This is a genomic window from Pseudomonas sp. Z5-35, assembly GCF_051131945.1.
Taxonomy (GTDB): Bacteria; Pseudomonadota; Gammaproteobacteria; order Pseudomonadales; family Pseudomonadaceae; genus Aquipseudomonas; species Aquipseudomonas marvdashtae.
This window is the reverse complement of sequence record NZ_CP071640.1, coordinates 4,285,796-4,302,524: the sequence shown is the minus strand read 5'-3', so window position 1 is coordinate 4,302,524 and position 16,729 is coordinate 4,285,796. Positions and strand designations below refer to the sequence as shown.

Sequence of the window (16,729 nt, the reverse complement as noted above, 5' to 3'; positions counted from 1 at the left end):
CCTCGTTGCCTTGCGGCGGCGGGGGCTTTTGTCAGGCGGGTAGCCGCTTATTGTTCGGCTGGCTTGCTCTGCCGCTTGTTGATTTCATCGATCAACCGCTTGGCCAGGGCCGGGTAGTTTTCGTCGAAGTGGTGCCCACCAGGTAGCTTGATGGCTTCGCCGACGGCTGTCTTGTCGGTGCAGCCGCTTTCGTCGGTTTCTTCAGCACCATAGATGCAGACTACTTTTTCGGCGGGCAGCTTGGCCATTTCCGGGCCGGTGGCGGCTTCGGTGCCCGCGTTGCCGAGCCAGCCTTCCACTTCGATCTCGAAACTGCCCGTGCGGGCGAAGGCGAGCAGGATGATTGCATCGACCCGCTGCTGCTCCGTCGCTGGCAAGCGGTTGTAGATCGCTGGCAGCACATCGGCGCCGAAGGAATAACCGGTCAGGATGAAGCGCTTGGTGCCCCAGATCTGGCGGTAGTGCTGCATCAACTCGGTCAGGTCGGCCGCGCTTTGCTCCGGGCTCTTGTGCTGCCAGTAATAGCGCAGGGTGTCGATGCCCACCACCGGGTAGCCGATCTTGGCCATTTCGTCGGCCACGTCGCGGTCGAGGTCACGCCAGCCGCCGTCGCCGGAGAGGAACAACGTCACGGTATCGCGGGCCTGGCTGGCAGGGATTTCCACGACTGGAATGCTCAGGCCACCCTTGCCCTTCTCGGCGCCCACCAGGATCTTGCGCAGCTCGTTGTTCAGCACCTGCGGCAGATTGATGTCGTAGTCGCTGATGCTGGTTTCGGCATTGCGTTGATCGCGTACGAAGCCGGCACTGGTGTCGTCGGGGTTATCGTTCCAGGCCACCAGCCAGCGACCGTGGGCCGCGCTTTTCGGCAACAGGTGCGTGCAGCCAGGTTTTTCCAGGGCCAGGTCCACCGAGATGGCCTGGGCCTTGTCGTCTTTCTGTTCGGCCAGCCAGCGCCAGGCCAGCACCGCGCCAGGGCCGATGCCGCTGACCAGCGTGGCCGGGCCTCGGAGCTGTCTCAGGCCAGCCTGCAGGGCGCGACCTTGGAGCATGCAGTCCTTGGGCAGGATCACTTGGACAATCTCGGCCGAGCCGCTGCGGCTGAGGGTCGTCAACTGCGTGTCGCTGAGCTTCTGGTCCTCATTGACTGCCACCAGCACGTGGGCGCGGGACTTGGTGCCGGGCGTGATCCGCGTCATCGGCACGCCGTCGGCGGGTTCCAGTTGTTCCAGGGTTGGTTGCGGGGCCGGACGGTTCCAGTACCAGTAGCCGCCACCGAGAATCACCGCCAGCACCAGCAGGGCGGCCACTACGTATCGCCAGGAGCGTTGCATCATCAGCGTTTCACCAATCCAGTCAGGCCGCCCGCAATCAGGGCGGCGGTATCGGCCAGCGCCACCAGCGGATCGAGTCCGGCGGGCACGGCCATGTAACGAGGTTCCCAGTCAGGCTGGAATTTGTCTTTGAAGCGGCGCAGCCCCTGGAAATTGTAGAGCTGCTCGCCACGGCGAAACACCATCGAACCCAGGCGCTGGGTCAGCGGTGCGCCGCGACGTGGTTGCAGGCCCGAGAGTGGGACCATGCCGAGGCTGAAGCGGGCGTAATCGTGGTTCTTATAATGCTGGATCAAGCCGACCATCATGAATTCCATGGTCAGTTTCGGAGCGTCGGGGTGCGCGCGCATCAGGTCAAGGCTGGCCAGTTCGTGGTTGTGGGTTTCCAACAGATTGGCAAACGCCACCGGGCGACCTTCGAAACGAATCACGGCGATGCGGAAATGCTTGAGGTAGTCGTTGCTGAAACGGCCCAGGGAAAAGCCTTTCTCGCGCACATTCTTGCCGGTCAGCCAGGCATCGGAAATGACCTTGAGCTCATCCATCGGCGCCTGGCCTGGCTCATGGATCTCCAGCGACAAGCCATCGCGGGTGCCCCGGTTCCAGGTGTAGCGCAGGTCCTTCATCTCCTTGCCCTTGGCTTCGAGATCGAAACGCTTGAGATCCACGCGCGCTTCTTCGCCAAGCTTGATCGCGGTCAGGCCGATGTCCATGTAGTACGGCAGGTTCTCGGCGCGCACTTGATAAAACACCGGCCTGGCGTGGTGGATGTCGCACAGGTCACGAAACTGCCAGATCATTTCCGCGCGCTGCAGGGGTGGCCCGATCGGGTCGTACAACGCCACCAGGCTGCGGCCACGGCGGGCATACATCAGAAAGGCTTCATCGTTGGGATGAAACAGCAACGCCTTGTCGCCGGTCAGCGCGAGGCCGCCGTCGGGCTGCGAAGACGCCATGAGAATCGTCTTGGCCCGCTCCAATTCGTCAGCAATGGGCAGGTGGATCACCGGTCGCGCGGTCCGCAGCAGCCAGGTCAGCGACACCACCACCAGCAGCACCGCGGCGCCCAACAATGAGCGCAGGCCGCGAGGGGCGTCGGCGTCCAAGGTGAACTGCCACCACAGTTGATGGCTGTAGGGCACGTCCTGGTAGGCAAACAGCAGCAGCCAGATCGACGCGCCCAGCACGCACAGGCTGGCAATCAGGAACAGTGGCGAAAACGGCAGCTCGGTCAGGCGACTCGGCCGATAGAAAGACCGCCGGAACACCGCCAGCAGGGCAGCCGTCAGGGTCAGCAGCGTGGCTTCTTCCCAGTCGAACCCCTTGAGCAGCGAGAGCAGGGCACCGACTAGCAGCAGAATGGTGGTCAGCATCCAGGCAGCGGACAGGCGACGGCGCAAGCCTTGGGCCAGCAACAGGCACAGCACGCCTACCAGGCTGGCGCCAAAGTGCGAAGCGTCCACCAGTCGATGGGGGATCAGGAAGCCGATGTGCTCAAGACGCGTGTCGATCTCGGGCGTCACGCCGGAAAACAGCAGCACCACGCCGGACAGGAACACCAGCACCGCCAGGATCGGCGCGGCGAAACCCGACGCCGCCCGCAGCGTCTGACGGGTCTGGAACAATCGTTGCGCCTCATTGATCAGCAGCAACACGCACGCCACCAGCATCGGCAGCAGCACATAGATCAAGCGATACAGCAACAACGCGGCGGCAAGTGGCGCGGCCCCGAGTTTGTCGGCAAACGCGGCCAGCAGGATCGCCTCGAACACCCCGACGCCGCCCGGCACATGGCTGAGTACGCCGGCGGCCAACGCCAGCAAGTACACCAGCAAGAAGGGAGCGAACGGTGGCGCCTCGGGTAGCAACAGGTAAAGGACCGTGGCGGCGGCCGCGACATCCAGCGCGGTGATGACCAATTGCAGGAATGTCAGGCGGCGGCCCGGCAGACGCAGCGTGCGGCGACCGGCCTTGACCAGCAGGGCATCCCGATAGGGTTGTTCCGGTAGGCGACGGCGATAGATGCCGATGGCCAGCGCACTGGTCAGCACCAATACGGCGACGGCGATGGAGCCCAGCAAAGCGGCTGGAAGGTGCAAGGCCGCCGATGCGGCGGGCAGGTTACTCAGGGTTGCCAGCGCCGCCAACGGCGGCAGCGCGCAGCCCAGGGACAGGCTGGCGAACAAGGTCATGTGGGCAACGTCCGCCGCCCCCAGGCCATGTCGGGCGTACAGCCGGTAGCGAACCGAACCGCCTGAGAGCAACGAAAGGCCAATGGCATTGCCGATGGCGAACGCACTGAAGCCACCCAGGATCAGGGTCTGTGGCGGCAGCTTCACGCCGGCGTAGCGAGTGGCGGACCATTCATAGCCCAGCAAAATGATGAAACCGACCACGGTGGCGGCGATCGCACCGAGCAGGGCCGGTCTCGGCACCTCCAGGATAGAGTCATGAAGGGCGTAAAGGTCGAGTTCGCTCAATAAGTGGTGACAAGCAATCAAGGCAATCGCGAACAGCAGTAACGTGACAGCGAGGCCGATCGGTTGGCGGTACTGGCTGATCCGATTCAGCCAGCGTAATCGCTCGGCCTTGATCGGTTGTGTCGCAGTAACAGTGTCTTGTGAGTCAGACGAGTGGGCGCGCATCAATCACCTCTTGAGCTATGCGCGACAGGATGGGGGTATCCAGCCAAGTAACCAATCCCTGCGGCGGAAAATAATTACAAAATATTTGTAATGCAGACTTTTTCGACACACACAAAAAAGGCCACTCTTTCGAGTGGCCTTTCTTGATATTTGGTTGCGGGAGCCGGATTTGAACCGACGACCTTCGGGTTATGAGCCCGACGAGCTACCAGACTGCTCCATCCCGCGTCTGTGTGGCGGCATTCTACAGGCGAACGCCGGAGTGTCAACCGTTAATAAGATGCTGGGCAAAATAAACGCCCGGTTGGCTAAATACGCGAAAACAAACGGAAAATCGTCCTACAACTTTGACGGCGCGGAGCGGTGATGGAGTCGGGTCTCCACGACGCTGCAAAACAAGCGCACACAAAAAAGGCCACTCTTTCGAGTAGCCTTTCTTGATGTTTGGTTGCGGGAGCCGGATTTGAACCGACGACCTTCGGGTTATGAGCCCGACGAGCTACCAGACTGCTCCATCCCGCGTCTGTGTGGCGGCATTCTACAGAGGATCGGCGCCCTGTCAACCCCTTACCTGGAAAAACCTGTTCCGCTTCAAGTGGTTAGCCTCGGGCAAAGCGAATGTTGCAGTGCTGTGACGCAAGCCTGGCAAGGGCTGGCGCTCTATCGAGCGGTTCGCTGCGATTGAAGAAACACATTCACGTAGGTTTTTTCCCTGTCCGCTGAAGGATCTTTCAAACTACTGGTGCTATGTACAGGTTCGGGTGAGATACTGGCGCTCCGATCCATCCCACGTACCGCTTCTTTATATGACGCAACGCAAAATCATCCACGTCGACTGCGACTGCTTCTATGCCGCGATCGAAATGCGCGATGATCCGCAGCTGGCCGGCAAGCCCCTGGCGGTCGGCGGCTCGGCGGACCGGCGTGGTGTGATCGCCACTTGCAATTACGAGGCGCGGGCCTATGGCGTGCGCTCGGCCATGTCCTCCGGCCACGCCTTGAAACTCTGTCCGGACCTGACCATCGTCAAGCCGCGGATGGATGCCTATCGGGAAGCGTCGAAGGAAATCCATACGATTTTCAGTGATTACACCGACCTTATCGAACCGTTGTCCCTGGACGAGGCCTATCTGGATGTCTCCGCCAGCGCGCATTTCGGAGGCAGCGCCACGCGTATCGCCCAGGACATCCGCCGACGGGTTTCCAATCAGTTGCACATCACTGTGTCTGCCGGCGTCGCGCCGAACAAATTCCTCGCCAAGATTGCCAGTGACTGGAAAAAGCCCAACGGCTTGTTCGTCATCACCCCCGACCAAGTAGAAGATTTCGTATCGGCCTTGCCAGTGAACAAGCTCCACGGTGTCGGCAAGGTCACCGCCGACAAGTTGAACAGGCTCGGTATTGTCGATTGCCGGCATCTGCGCGAGTGGGACAAGCTCGCGCTGGTGCGCGAATTCGGCAGTTTTGGCGAGCGACTCTGGAGCCTCGCCCGTGGGGTTGACGACCGCCTGGTGCATAACGACAGTCGGCGTCAGTCCATCAGCGTTGAAAACACCTACGACGTCGATTTGCCCGACCTGCAGAGCTGTCTCGACAAGCTGCCCGAACTGATGGAAACCCTGAGCGGCCGCATCGCGCGGATCGACAGCAGCTACCGTCCGGGCAAACCGTTCGTCAAAGTCAAATTTCATGACTTCACCCAGACCACCCTGGAACAGGCCGGGGCAGGGCGGGACCTGGGCAGTTACCAGTTGCTGTTGACCCAGGCCTTCAACCGCGGCGGCAAGCCGGTACGGTTGCTGGGAATAGGGGTGCGGCTGGAGGATTTACGGGGTGGGTTTGAGCAGTTGGAGTTGTTTGAGCGGTAAAGCCGCAGCCCAGCGGGAGCAAGCTCCCTCGCCACAGGGGAGCATTCACTCAGCTAGCGCCCGGGTCCGCCACCAGCCGCCCGCCGTCCTTGGTCAGGGCTTTCAGGAATTCGGCCTGCAGTTCCGGATCATTGCGGGTCAGTTCGATCAGGCTCTGCTCCAGCTCGCTGGCTTCTTCTTCAAGGCCCAGCTCCGACAGCCGCTTGACTCGGTGAACCCACTGGCTCACTTCGTCATCTTCCAAGTCGTCATAGATCAACGCATGGGCTTCCACCAATTTGCTGCGCAAGGTGCTGCTGATGCTCAGGGACGAGTCAGTATGCACCTCGTCCTGGGCATCGGTGACGCTGATCTGCAATTTGCCGAACTGGCTCAGGTCATGTTCGGCAAACGGGCTTTCCAGCAGGTTCAAGCGCAACACGCCGTTGCGGTCGGTGCTCAGCTCGAACGTCTGGCGGGCAGCTTTCACCTCGACCGGGCGCTCGCTCCAGGGCAAGCTCGAATATTCGGTGCGCTTGTCCCGTTGGACTTCGTCGATACCCGCCAGGTTCTGTTGCGCCCGGCCGTTGGACGGAACGTTCATGAACGGGTTGAGCCCGGCGAAACCGTAGCTGATCCAGTCGCGGGTCGCCGTGTCGGGCAGGGTGCCGAAGGCGAACACATTGACGACGTTCGCGCCGACACCGGCCACCACCGCCACCGCGCCCAACGGGATCTCATAGACCTCCCGCCAAGGTTGGTAGGGCGTGTAGCGGTCGTAATGGCGGGTGACCTCGAACTCGGTGACTTCGAAAGTCTTTTGTTCGTTGATCCGCACGCGACGCTGCGGCAAGTCGAGCACCTTGGGTTCGCCCACATCGATCTGCAGGCTATGGTCGAGCAGTTTGCGCTCGATCCGTTCTTCGTGCTCGTTGCGTTGCGACATCTGGTTGGCGCATCCGCTGACCAGCAGGGCGCCGCACAGTACGGCGCCCCCCAACGCTAAGGTGTTTCGCTTGAACATGACGTCTCTATCTGGTCTCAGCGGCGGATACGGGCCTGGAGGAAGGACAGCACGTCGGCGACCGGCAGCGCTTGTGGCTCGGCCTCGGTGCGGCTCTTGTATTCCAGGTTGCCATCGGCCAGTCCGCGGTCACTGACCACGATCCGGTGTGGAATGCCGATCAGTTCCATGTCCGCGAACTTGATGCCTGGGCTGGTTTTCTTGTCGCGGTCGTCCAGCAGCACCTCGAAGCCGGCGGCCGTCAATTCGGCGTAGAGCTTGTCGGTGGCTTCGCGGACCTGTTCGGTTTCATAGCGCAACGGCACCAGGGCAACCTGGAATGGCGCCAGGGTGTCGCTCCAGATGATCCCGTTTTCGTCGTTGTTCTGTTCGATCGCTGCCGCCACTACGCGGGACACGCCAATGCCGTAGCAGCCCATTTGCAGGGTGACCGGCTTGCCGTTCTCGCCCAGCACTTCGCACTTCATCGCTTTGCTGTATTTGTCGCCCAGCTGGAAGATGTGCCCGACTTCGATGCCGCGCTTGATTTCCAGGGTGCCCTTGCCGTCCGGGCTCGGGTCGCCGGCAACCACATTGCGCAGGTCCGCGATGGTTGGAACCGGCAGGTCGCGCTCCCAGTTCACGCCGAAATAATGCTTGTCATCGATGTTGGCGCCGATGGCGAAGTCGCTCATCAATGCCACCGAGCGGTCGATGATGATCGGCAACGGCAGGTTCAATGGGCCGAGGGAGCCCGCACCGGCGCCGATGGCATCACGCAGTTCGGCGTCGGTGGCCATGACCAATGGGCTGGCGACGCCTGGCTGGTTGCCGGCCTTGATTTCGTTCAGCTCATGGTCGCCGCGGATGATCAGGGCAATCAGCTTGCCTTCTTCTTCCGCGCGCACGATCAGGGTCTTGATAGTGCGCTCGATCGGCAGGTTGTAGCCTTCCACCAACTGGGCAATGGTCTTGGTGTTCGGCGTATCCACCAGGCGCAGTTCTTCGGTCGGCGCGGCGCGGGAGGTTTCCCGTGGCACGGCTTCGGCCTTCTCGATGTTCGCGGCGTAGTCGGAGCCGTTGCTGAAGACGATGTCGTCTTCACCGGATTCGGCCAATACGTGGAACTCATGGGAGCCGGCACCGCCGATGGAGCCGTTGTCGGCTTCAACCGGGCGGAATTTCAGGCCCAGGCGGGTGAAGACGTTGCAGTAGGCCTGGTGCATGCGGTCATAGGTGACTTGCAGCGAGGCCAGGTCGGCGTGGAACGAGTACGAATCCTTCATGATGAACTCACGGCCGCGCATCAGGCCGAAGCGTGGACGGATCTCATCGCGGAATTTGGTCTGGATCTGGTACAGGTTGATAGGCAGCTGCTTGTAGCTGCTCAACTCGTTGCGCATCAGGTCAGTGATCACTTCTTCGTGGGTCGGGCCAGCACAGAAGTCGCGACCGTGACGGTCTTTGATGCGCAGCAGCTCAGGGCCGTATTCTTCCCAGCGGCCAGATTCCTGCCACAGCTCGGCCGGCTGGGTGCTCGGCATCAACACTTCCAGGGAGCCGGCGGCGTTCATTTCTTCGCGGACGATGGCTTCGACCTTGCGCATCACTCGCAGGCCCATCGGCAGCCAGGTATACAGGCCGGAGGCGAGCTTGCGGATCATGCCGGCACGCAGCATCAGCTGATGGCTGATCACGACGGCGTCGGAAGGCGTTTCTTTCTGTGTGGCGAGCAAAAATTGACTGGTGCGCATGGTTGGCCGTTGTCGGTTGCTGATGACGAGAAGTGACGCAGCATTGTACGGGCGAGATGCCCTGGCGTACAGGCGCGTGGCCTGCCGCCGGAACCAGGCACCGCTTTCTTCGGCGCCTGCTGAAATTTCCTACGACTCTTCGGCGGGCCGGGTCGGCGGCGATTCCGGATCGGAGTTCACGCCCTCGCGGCGGTTTTCCTGGTACCAGTGCAAGGCGATCAGCAGCAGGGTCGGAACGCCGAGCAGGGCGGTGATCAGGAAAAAATCGTGATAACCGAATTTTTCCACCATGACCCCCGAATAGCCGCCGATCAAGCGTGGCAGCAACAGCATGATCGAGCTGAGCAGGGCATATTGAGTGGCGGAGAACTTCAGGTTGGTCAGGCTCGACAGGTACGCGACGAACGCCGAGGTAGCCAGGCCGGAGCTGAAATTGTCCAGGGAAATCGTGCCAATCAGCATCTGCAAGTCGGGGCCCATGTCGGCGAGCATCAGGAACAGGATGTTGGTCGCGGCCGAGGACACGCCCCCGATGAACAGGATCGGCAGGATGCCGAAACGTACGATCAACAGGCCGCCCATGCCTGCGCCGACCAGGGTCATGATCAGCCCGAAGATCTTGCTGACGCTGGCAATCTGGTCCTTGGTAAATCCTTGGTCGATGTAGAAAACGTTGGCCATGACGCCCATGACCGTATCGGACATCCGGTAGGTTGCGATCAGCCCCAACAGCAAGAGCGCCTGCCAGCGGTAACGGAGGATGAAGTCGTTGATGGGCGTCAGCACAGGCGCAAGGCCTCGGCGACCTATGGATGACAGGCAGATGGCGGTCAGGATGATATAGAGGATGGCGCGCAGGAAGGCGCGGTCTTCGAGCAGCAGGTCGAGCAGGCTGACCCCCTCGAACAGCACGCTGGCGAAGTCGGTGTTATAGAGCTGGGTGAACATCGCCGGCACTGACACCAGCAGCACGATCAGTACGAAAACCGACGCCAGTTGATGGACGAACGTATAGCGCCCCGCCTGCAGCTGTGTGCGCAGTGGCACGGGCGGTTCGCGCATGATCAACGAAGTCAGCAACGCCGGCACCATCAATACGCCAAACAGCAGGTACGTACCGGCCCAGGCTGAGTGCTTGTAGCTGAACCCGGTGGAACCGAAGCCTTCGGCGAAGAACAGGGCACCGGCGGTGGCCAGCAGAGCGGCGATGCGATAGCCGGACATGTAGCTGGCGGCGAGGGCGGCCTGACGCGTGTCGTCGACGATTTCCAGTCGATAGGCATCGACGGCGATGTCCTGGGTGGCCGAGGCGAAGGCCACTATCACGGCAATCGCGATCAGCCAGGACAAGTGTTTTTGCGGATCGCAGAAACCCATGCCGATCAAGCCCAGGATCACCAAACCTTGAGAGAGCACCAGCCAGGAGCGGCGACGCCCCAGCTTGCCCAGCAACGGCAGGCGCCATTGGTCGAGTAGTGGCGACCAGACCCATTTGAAGGCGTAGGCCAGGCCGATCAGGCTCGCGTAACCAATGGTTTCGCGGGCCACGCCGGCTTCACGCAACCAGACCGACAGCGTGGAGAAGACCAGCATGTAGGGCAAGCCGGCGGCGAAGCCAAGCAGCAATAGCACGAGCGTCGAAGGACTGGCATAGGCGGCGAGGGCGGCGCGCCAGGTTTTACGGGGCATGGGCTGGAGTCTGCCTCAAAAATTGCGAAAACAAAGCGCGCACTCTAACCGCTGTGCTCTACCGGACGCCAGCCATGGCGCTGAATATCAACACGATTGTTCAGGACACTGATCCCTTCCATGCGCAAGCGCGCACGTTGTTCATCCCCCGAGGCGCTGCCCGCCGGCAGGCTGATCCGGCCACCGGCCGCCAGGACCCGGTGCCACGGCAGCTTCGTGTCGTTCGGCAACTGGCTGAGCGTCCGTCCGACCCAGCGCGCGGCGCGACCCAGGCCGGCCATCTCGGCGAGCTGACCATAGGTGACAACCTTGCCGGCCGGTACTTGGGCCAAGGTCAGATAAAGCGTGGTACGGCGGATTTGGGCGGCATTCTCGGTGGCCGCTGGAGCGTCAGTCACGAGCAAGGTTCCTAAAGGTGTCCGTCTGTAGATTAATTCCTACAGGATGCGTTGATAAATGAACTCATCCCCCATACGCGGGTCAGTCGTTGCTGAGGTGTCATCCTGGGGGATAATGCCGCCTTTTCAACGCAAACTTGAGCTCATTATCGCTTATGTTGTCTAGAACCCTGCTGTGCCTAGCTGTTACGAGCGCCTCCATGCCCTTGCTTGCCGATACCGTCTGGTTGAAGAACGGCGACAAGCTCAGTGGCAAGATCACCGTTTTCGATGGCGGCAAACTGCTGATCCAGACCGATTACGCCGGCGCAATCCCGATTGACTGGAACCAGGTCAAGACGCTTGAAAGCGACCAGCAATTGCTGGTCAAGCAGGACGCCTATACCGGCGAGAAGGCCAAGGCGTTGCAGGCGGCCGAGGATGGCAAGGTCACCCTGGCCAACGGTGATACGCCCAAGACCGTCGATCTGGCGAGTATCCAACAGATCCTCAAGCCCAAGCCGGTGGTCGAGGATCTGGTATGGAAGGGCAATATCGATGCCGCGCTGGACTACCAGCGAGCGGAAAACGATACCGACGATTACGACGTCGACTTCAAGACCTCGGCACGCCACGGCAGATGGCGGCATATCGCCGAGGGCGAGTACAACCGTGAATTCCAGGACGACGTGGTGTCGACTGACAACTGGCGGCTGGAGTATTCCCTCGACCGCTTCTTCACGGACAAGTGGTTCTGGCAAGGTCGCCTCAACTACAAGCGCGACAAGGTCGAAGACCTGGCTCGCCAACGCGTGGTGGGTACCGGTCCGGGCTATCAGTTCTGGGATGACGAGTTGGGCGCGTTCTCGCTGGGTTCATTGTTCAACCGCACCGACTATGAATACCGTGATGGCGGCAAGGACAACTTCTATTCCGTGGCGATGAAGTGGGACTACAACCGCTACCTGATCGGCAAGCGCGTCGAGTTCTTCACCAACGGCGAGGTGGGCAAGCCGCTTTCGGGTGTTGCCGAGTATGCCTACGACGCGGAGATGGGACTGCGCTACAAGGTGACCGACTGGGCGTCGCTCAATCTCAAGGCCGAGAAGGATGTCATCGAGGGCACCGAGGATAGCGACCTGAGCAAGACTCGCTACACGGCAGGATTTGGCGTCACCTGGTAAGTAACCAGTCAAGGCGGAACAATGTGGGGGCTTGCTCCCACATTTTTTTTGCGCGGGATTAAAACTGGCAGGCACAAAAAAGCCCCGCTTTTGAGGGCGGGGCCTTTTACTAAAGCAAGGACAAGTTAGATAACTTGAACTTCTTCAGCTTGCATGCCTTTCTGACCGCGGGTAGCGATGAAAGAAACCTGTTGGCCTTCTTTCAGGCTTTTGAAGCCGTCGGATTGGATAGCTTTGAAGTGAACGAACAGATCGTCACCGGATTGTGGGGTGATGAAGCCGAAGCCTTTTTCATCGTTGAACCACTTAACGGTACCGGTTTGGCGATTAGACATGGTGTAACTCCTTGAACAAAGATAACTGCGACACAGGAAGAACCCTGGCCGAGACTGAGTGCAAAGAGCAGGAAAAATTCTTGTAGATGGTTGGATCGAAATTCAACATATCGTGTAGAGATTCTCAGTGACACAAGCAGCACAGTGACGTCACCTTACCCCTTTTTCCGGAACGTGCCAATGGTCTTTGCGAAGGTTTCTCGGTTTTAATGACTGACGGCGCGCACGATGGCCGTCAGGGCCCGGAAATCAGGGTGGATCGCCGAGATTTGCTTCCCGCACTTTGAACCCGCCCCGCGCCCCGGTAAGATGCCGGACAGTTTTTTCCACCTCGCTATTCAGGACACCGCCATGAGCATCAAATCGGACAAGTGGATTCGCCGCATGGCGCAAGAGCACGGCATGATCGAGCCCTTCGTGGAACGCCAGATGCGTGGCGAAGGCGCCAACCGGCTGATTTCCTTCGGTGTCTCGAGCTACGGCTACGACGTGCGCTGCGCGGACGAATTCAAGGTGTTCACCAACATCAACTCGGCCACCGTCGACCCGAAGAATTTCGACGAGAAGAGCTTCGTCGACGTCAAGAGCGATGTCTGCATCATTCCGCCGAACTCCTTCGCCCTGGCCCGCACCGTGGAATACTTCCGCATCCCGCGCAACGTGCTGACCATCTGCCTGGGTAAAAGCACCTACGCCCGTTGCGGCATTATCGTCAACGTTACGCCGCTGGAACCGGAGTGGGAAGGCCATGTGACCCTGGAGTTTTCCAACACCACGACCCTGCCGGCGAAGATCTACGCCAACGAGGGCGTGGCGCAAATGCTGTTCCTTGAGTCCGACGAAGAATGTGAAGTGTCCTACAAGGATCGTGGCGGCAAATACCAGGGCCAGCGTGGCGTGACATTGCCGCGCACCTGATTCTGACGAGCTGTTGGAATTCCTGGGCGGGCAGGCACTCTATGAAGTGTACTGCCCGTTTTTTTTTGCGTTAACGCAGCGGGCCTTCGCTCAGGAGTTGCTCTATGAAGATCGATCCGCGAATCAGTGCCGAACTGGCAAGGCTTGAGCCCAATCAGATCGGCGTCCTGGCCTGGTCACTGCTGGCCCATCCCGCTGAGGCGGCAGGCGGTATTCCTGGTGATCCCGATCCTGATCCCAATCCTACGGAACCCACTGAACCCGGCGAGCCGACTCTTCCGGACGAACCGCCGCCCGCGCCTGTAGCATGACGTCAGCTTCAAGCTACAAGTGACAAGCTGCAAGTGGGTGCGCCTAGCCTTGTTTTGAAGCTTGAAGCTTGAAGCTTGAAGCTTGAAGCTTGAAGCTTGAAGCTTGAAGCTTTCAGCCAATCGGCCATATTTCATTGTCGCCGACCACGAAGATCTTGCAGCCCTTGTCCTGTTCGACCCGGTAGCCTCCGGTGAATGCACCGAAGGCCGGCAGCAGGCTGATCTCGCTGCCGAGGCGGAAGCAGGCCAGGCGCAGGCGCTGCCGGCCCTTGCCGCTCAGGTGATAGACCGGGTGCACGTGCCCGGCCAGCACATGACGGCTGGGGTGTGGATTGGGCTCGTGTTGCACGGCGAAGGGCCCCAGCAGCAAAGGCTCGGGAACGACGCGGATGTTCAGCGCCAGCGGCGGGTCGCCGGCGTGTTTGTCGTGGTTGCCGCGAATCAGCGTCATGGCCAGGTGCGGATGTAGCCCACGCCAATCGGAAAGTGCCTTCAAGGTGCCGGGTGCGTGGGAGCCGGGTCCATGAAGAAAGTCCCCGAGAAAAATCAACTGTCGACACGGCAGGTCGGCCAGCAGCGCATCGAGTGCCGCGATATTGCTCGCGGTGGTGCCGTGGGGCACCGGTTGACCGAGGCTGCGGTAAGCCGCGGCCTTGCCGAAATGGACGTCGGCCACCATCAGGGTTTCCTGGGCCGGCCAATACACGGCCTTTTGCGGCAGCAGCCAGAGTTCTTCCCCGGCGAGGTTGACCGGATACGGGGCGGGCATCAGGCGTCCCCTCGATCGGCGGTTTTTTCCAGTTCGCTGACCATTCGGCGGATGCGATCGGCAAGCTTCTCCGAGCTCATGCTTTCGCGAAAACGCTCCACCAGCAAGGGGAAGCCCAGGGGCGTGGGGCGCTTGATGATGTGCAGGTCCAGCTTCAACGTACCGAGGCGTAGCAAGGTGTGCTCCAGTCGACGTATATCCAGTTCTTCGCGCAAGACTTCCTCCCCGGCTTGGGCCAGCAGCAGGTTGTCGGCGTCGTATTGCTTGAACACTTGAAAAAACAACCCGCTCGAGGCTTGGACTTGCCGGGTACTTTTCGGCGCGCCGGGGTAGCCGGCGAAGACCAGTCCGGCGATGCGAGCGATTTCGCGAAAGCGGCGCAAGGCCAGTTCCCCGGCATTCAGGCTGGCGAGCACATCGTCCAAGAGGTTTTCAGCGCTCAGAAGCGTCGGGTCCAGGTGTGTCGACCAATCCACCGCGGTAGCACTGAGCAGTTCCAGGCCGTAGTCGTTGACGGCGATGGAAAAGGTCACCGGCTGTTGCTGGCTGACGCGCCAGGCCAACAGGCTCGCCAGCCCCAGATGCACTTGGCGCCCGGCAAACGGATAGACAAACAGGTGCCAGCCTTCCCGTGATTTAAGCGCTTCAGCCAGCAAGGTGTTTTGCGTAGGCAAGCCGGACCAGCGATGCTGGGTCGATAGCAAAGGCTGCACCGCCTGCATTTCCGGCCCCTCGAAGCGGCCAGCGGCGGCTTCGCTCAGGCGCGCCACGACGGCTGCCGCCAACTCGTTTGAGAGCGGCATTCGCCCACCGTTCCAGCGCGGCACGGCAGCTTTTTTGGCCTGGCTGCGGCGCACGTAGGCGGTCATGTCTTCGACCCTGACCAGTTCCAGCAAGCGCCCGGCAAACAGGAAGCCATCGCCAGGGCGCAGGCGAGCGATGAAACCCTCTTCCACGCTGCCCAGGATCTTGCCGCCACCGCCCTTGCTCCAGAATTTCAGTTGCAGGCTGGCATCGCTGACGATGGTGCCGATGCTCATGCGGTGACGCCGGGCCAGACGTGCATCGGGCACGCGCCAAATGCCGTGTTCGTCCGGCTCGACCCGTCGGTAGTCAGGGTAGGCGGTCAACGACAGGCCGCCGTGGCGCACGAATGCCAGGGCCCACGCCCATTCAGCCAGGTTCAGGTCTCGATAGGCCCAGGCGCCGCGCACCTCCTCAAGCAGTTCGTCGGGAACGAAACCGCCGCCCAAGGCCATGCTGACCAGATGCTGGACCAACACGTCCAAAGGTTTGTGGGGCGATTCTCGGGGCTCGATTCGCCGCTGCGCCACGGCGTCCTGGGCGGCGGCCGCCTCGATCAGTTCAAGGCTGTGGGTCGGCACCAGGGTGATCCGCGAAGTCCGCCCAGGCGCATGTCCGGAGCGTCCGGCACGCTGCATCAACCGCGCGACGCCCTTGGCGGAACCAATCTGCAGCACCCGCTCCACCGGGAGGAAATCCACACCGAGGTCCAGACTGGACGTACACACGACCGCCTTGAGTTGGCCGTCCTTCAACGCTCGTTCCACCCAATCGCGGGTGTCACGGGACAACGAGCTGTGGTGCAGGGCGATAAGCCCGGCCCAATCCGGACGTGCTTCGAGAATCGCCTGGTACCAGATCTCCGATTGCGCACGGGTGTTGGTAAACACCAGGCAACTGCTGCTGGCGTCGATTTCAGCGACCACCTGGGGCAGCATTTTCAAGCCGATGTGCCCGGCCCAGGGAAAACGTTCGAGGGTCGGCGGCAGCAGCGTATCGATCTGCAGCGCTTTCGCGTTGGCGCCTTGCACGCTGATTCCATTGCCTTGCGGGATCAACACCTGCTCGGCGTGGGCCTGGTTGCCCAAGGTTGCCGATATACCCCAGACGATCAGTTCGGGGTTCCAGCGCCGCAATCGTGCCAAGGCCAGTTGCAATTGGACGCCGCGCTTGTTGCCGAGCAATTCATGCCATTCATCCACCACGACCATGCGCAGCGTCGAAGCCGCTGTTTGCGCGTCGGCGCGGGCGAGCATCAGGGTCAGGCTTTCTGGCGTGGTGATCAATGCCGTGGGCAAGCGGCGGCCTTGGCGGGCGCGTTCGCTGGCGCTGGTGTCACCGGTGCGCAGGCCAACGCTCCAAGGGATGTGCAAGGGTGCGAGAGGCGCTTCGAGGGCCTTGCCGGTGTCGGCGGCCAGCGCGCGCATCGGGGTGATCCACAAGACCGTCAACGGTTCGGCCGGCGGTTTGCGTTTACGCGGTGTGTCAGGCGGCGGTACTGAGCGGGCGAAACGGTTGAGGGCGGCGAACCATACGGCGTAGGTCTTGCCGGCGCCGGTGCTGGCATGCAGCAACCCCGACTCGCCACGCTTGACCGCGGTCCATACCTGCTTTTGAAAAGCGAACGGCTTCCAGCCGCGGGCATCGAACCACTGTTTTGCGAGGTTGTTAGATGTCGCCATGCGTGCCGTGTGCGCCCTGAAAGTCTTCTTTCAGTGACCACGGCGAGAGATGAAAGGTTTAATGAACGACATCACGG

13 protein-coding genes and 2 tRNA genes are annotated in these 16,729 nt (G+C 61.1%); 4 read left to right on the top strand and 11 right to left on the bottom strand.

Annotated features, from left to right (window positions below; translation table 11 throughout):
- Positions 1 to 47: 47 nt before the first annotated feature.
- The 4 genes from J3P95_RS19710 to J3P95_RS19695 form a co-directional block, all read right to left on the bottom strand.
- On the bottom strand, positions 48 to 1,337 hold the full coding sequence (locus J3P95_RS19710; RefSeq protein WP_434579988.1) for a virulence factor family protein: 1,290 nt from the start codon (positions 1,335 to 1,337) through the stop codon (positions 48 to 50).
- Complete coding sequence (mprF, locus tag J3P95_RS19705; RefSeq protein ID WP_434558390.1) at positions 1,337 to 3,979, bottom strand: bifunctional lysylphosphatidylglycerol flippase/synthetase MprF; 2,643 nt, start codon at positions 3,977 to 3,979, stop codon at positions 1,337 to 1,339. The genes J3P95_RS19710 and mprF overlap by 1 nt, the downstream gene beginning before the upstream one ends.
- Before the next feature lie 151 nt (positions 3,980 to 4,130).
- Positions 4,131 to 4,207, bottom strand: a tRNA-Met gene (locus J3P95_RS19700).
- Between the two features lie 217 nt (positions 4,208 to 4,424).
- Positions 4,425 to 4,501 (bottom strand) — tRNA-Met (locus tag J3P95_RS19695).
- A 284-nt stretch (positions 4,502 to 4,785) separates the two neighbouring features.
- Between J3P95_RS19695 and dinB the strand changes: the two genes are divergently transcribed.
- Complete coding sequence (dinB, locus tag J3P95_RS19690) at positions 4,786 to 5,847, top strand: DNA polymerase IV (protein ID WP_434579990.1); 1,062 nt, start codon at positions 4,786 to 4,788, stop codon at positions 5,845 to 5,847.
- Positions 5,848 to 5,896: 49 nt separating this feature from the next.
- Here dinB and J3P95_RS19685 read toward each other — a convergent pair whose 3' ends face one another.
- The 4 genes from J3P95_RS19685 to J3P95_RS19670 form a co-directional block, all read right to left on the bottom strand.
- Positions 5,897 to 6,850: a hypothetical protein gene (locus J3P95_RS19685; protein WP_434558389.1), complete on the bottom strand. Its 954-nt coding sequence runs from the start codon at positions 6,848 to 6,850 to the stop codon at positions 5,897 to 5,899.
- Between the two features lie 17 nt (positions 6,851 to 6,867).
- Positions 6,868 to 8,583 (bottom strand): proline--tRNA ligase, encoded by a 1,716-nt coding sequence (locus J3P95_RS19680; RefSeq protein WP_434579992.1) that lies wholly within the window; start codon positions 8,581 to 8,583, stop codon positions 6,868 to 6,870.
- A gap of 129 nt (positions 8,584 to 8,712) precedes the next feature.
- Positions 8,713 to 10,272 (bottom strand): AmpG family muropeptide MFS transporter, encoded by a 1,560-nt coding sequence (locus J3P95_RS19675; RefSeq protein ID WP_434558387.1) that lies wholly within the window; start codon positions 10,270 to 10,272, stop codon positions 8,713 to 8,715.
- Between the two features lie 44 nt (positions 10,273 to 10,316).
- Complete coding sequence (locus J3P95_RS19670; protein WP_186615273.1) at positions 10,317 to 10,670, bottom strand: MGMT family protein; 354 nt, start codon at positions 10,668 to 10,670, stop codon at positions 10,317 to 10,319.
- Positions 10,671 to 10,825: 155 nt separating this feature from the next.
- Between J3P95_RS19670 and J3P95_RS19665 the strand changes: the two genes are divergently transcribed.
- On the top strand, positions 10,826 to 11,833 hold the full coding sequence (locus tag J3P95_RS19665; protein ID WP_434558386.1) for a DUF481 domain-containing protein: 1,008 nt from the start codon (positions 10,826 to 10,828) through the stop codon (positions 11,831 to 11,833).
- A gap of 125 nt (positions 11,834 to 11,958) precedes the next feature.
- On the opposite strand, the gene J3P95_RS19660 is transcribed toward J3P95_RS19665, so the two are convergent.
- Positions 11,959 to 12,168: a cold-shock protein gene (locus J3P95_RS19660; RefSeq protein ID WP_002554837.1), complete on the bottom strand. Its 210-nt coding sequence runs from the start codon at positions 12,166 to 12,168 to the stop codon at positions 11,959 to 11,961.
- A 351-nt stretch (positions 12,169 to 12,519) separates the two neighbouring features.
- Between J3P95_RS19660 and dcd the strand changes: the two genes are divergently transcribed.
- Both dcd and J3P95_RS19650 read left to right on the top strand, forming a co-directional pair.
- On the top strand, positions 12,520 to 13,086 hold the full coding sequence (dcd, locus tag J3P95_RS19655; RefSeq protein WP_186615277.1) for a dCTP deaminase: 567 nt from the start codon (positions 12,520 to 12,522) through the stop codon (positions 13,084 to 13,086).
- A gap of 104 nt (positions 13,087 to 13,190) precedes the next feature.
- A complete protein-coding gene (locus J3P95_RS19650) occupies positions 13,191 to 13,397 on the top strand; it encodes a hypothetical protein (RefSeq protein WP_186615279.1) in 207 nt (68 codons plus the stop codon).
- Positions 13,398 to 13,509: 112 nt separating this feature from the next.
- Here the strand turns inward: J3P95_RS19650 and pdeM are convergent, their stop codons facing one another.
- Together pdeM and J3P95_RS19640 are read right to left on the bottom strand one after the other, a co-directional pair.
- On the bottom strand, positions 13,510 to 14,166 hold the full coding sequence (pdeM, locus tag J3P95_RS19645) for a ligase-associated DNA damage response endonuclease PdeM (protein WP_434579995.1): 657 nt from the start codon (positions 14,164 to 14,166) through the stop codon (positions 13,510 to 13,512).
- Positions 14,166 to 16,652, bottom strand: a complete 2,487-nt coding sequence (locus J3P95_RS19640; RefSeq protein WP_434579997.1) for a ligase-associated DNA damage response DEXH box helicase — start codon at positions 16,650 to 16,652, stop codon at positions 14,166 to 14,168. The genes pdeM and J3P95_RS19640 overlap by 1 nt, the downstream gene beginning before the upstream one ends.
- Positions 16,653 to 16,729 lie beyond the last annotated feature (77 nt).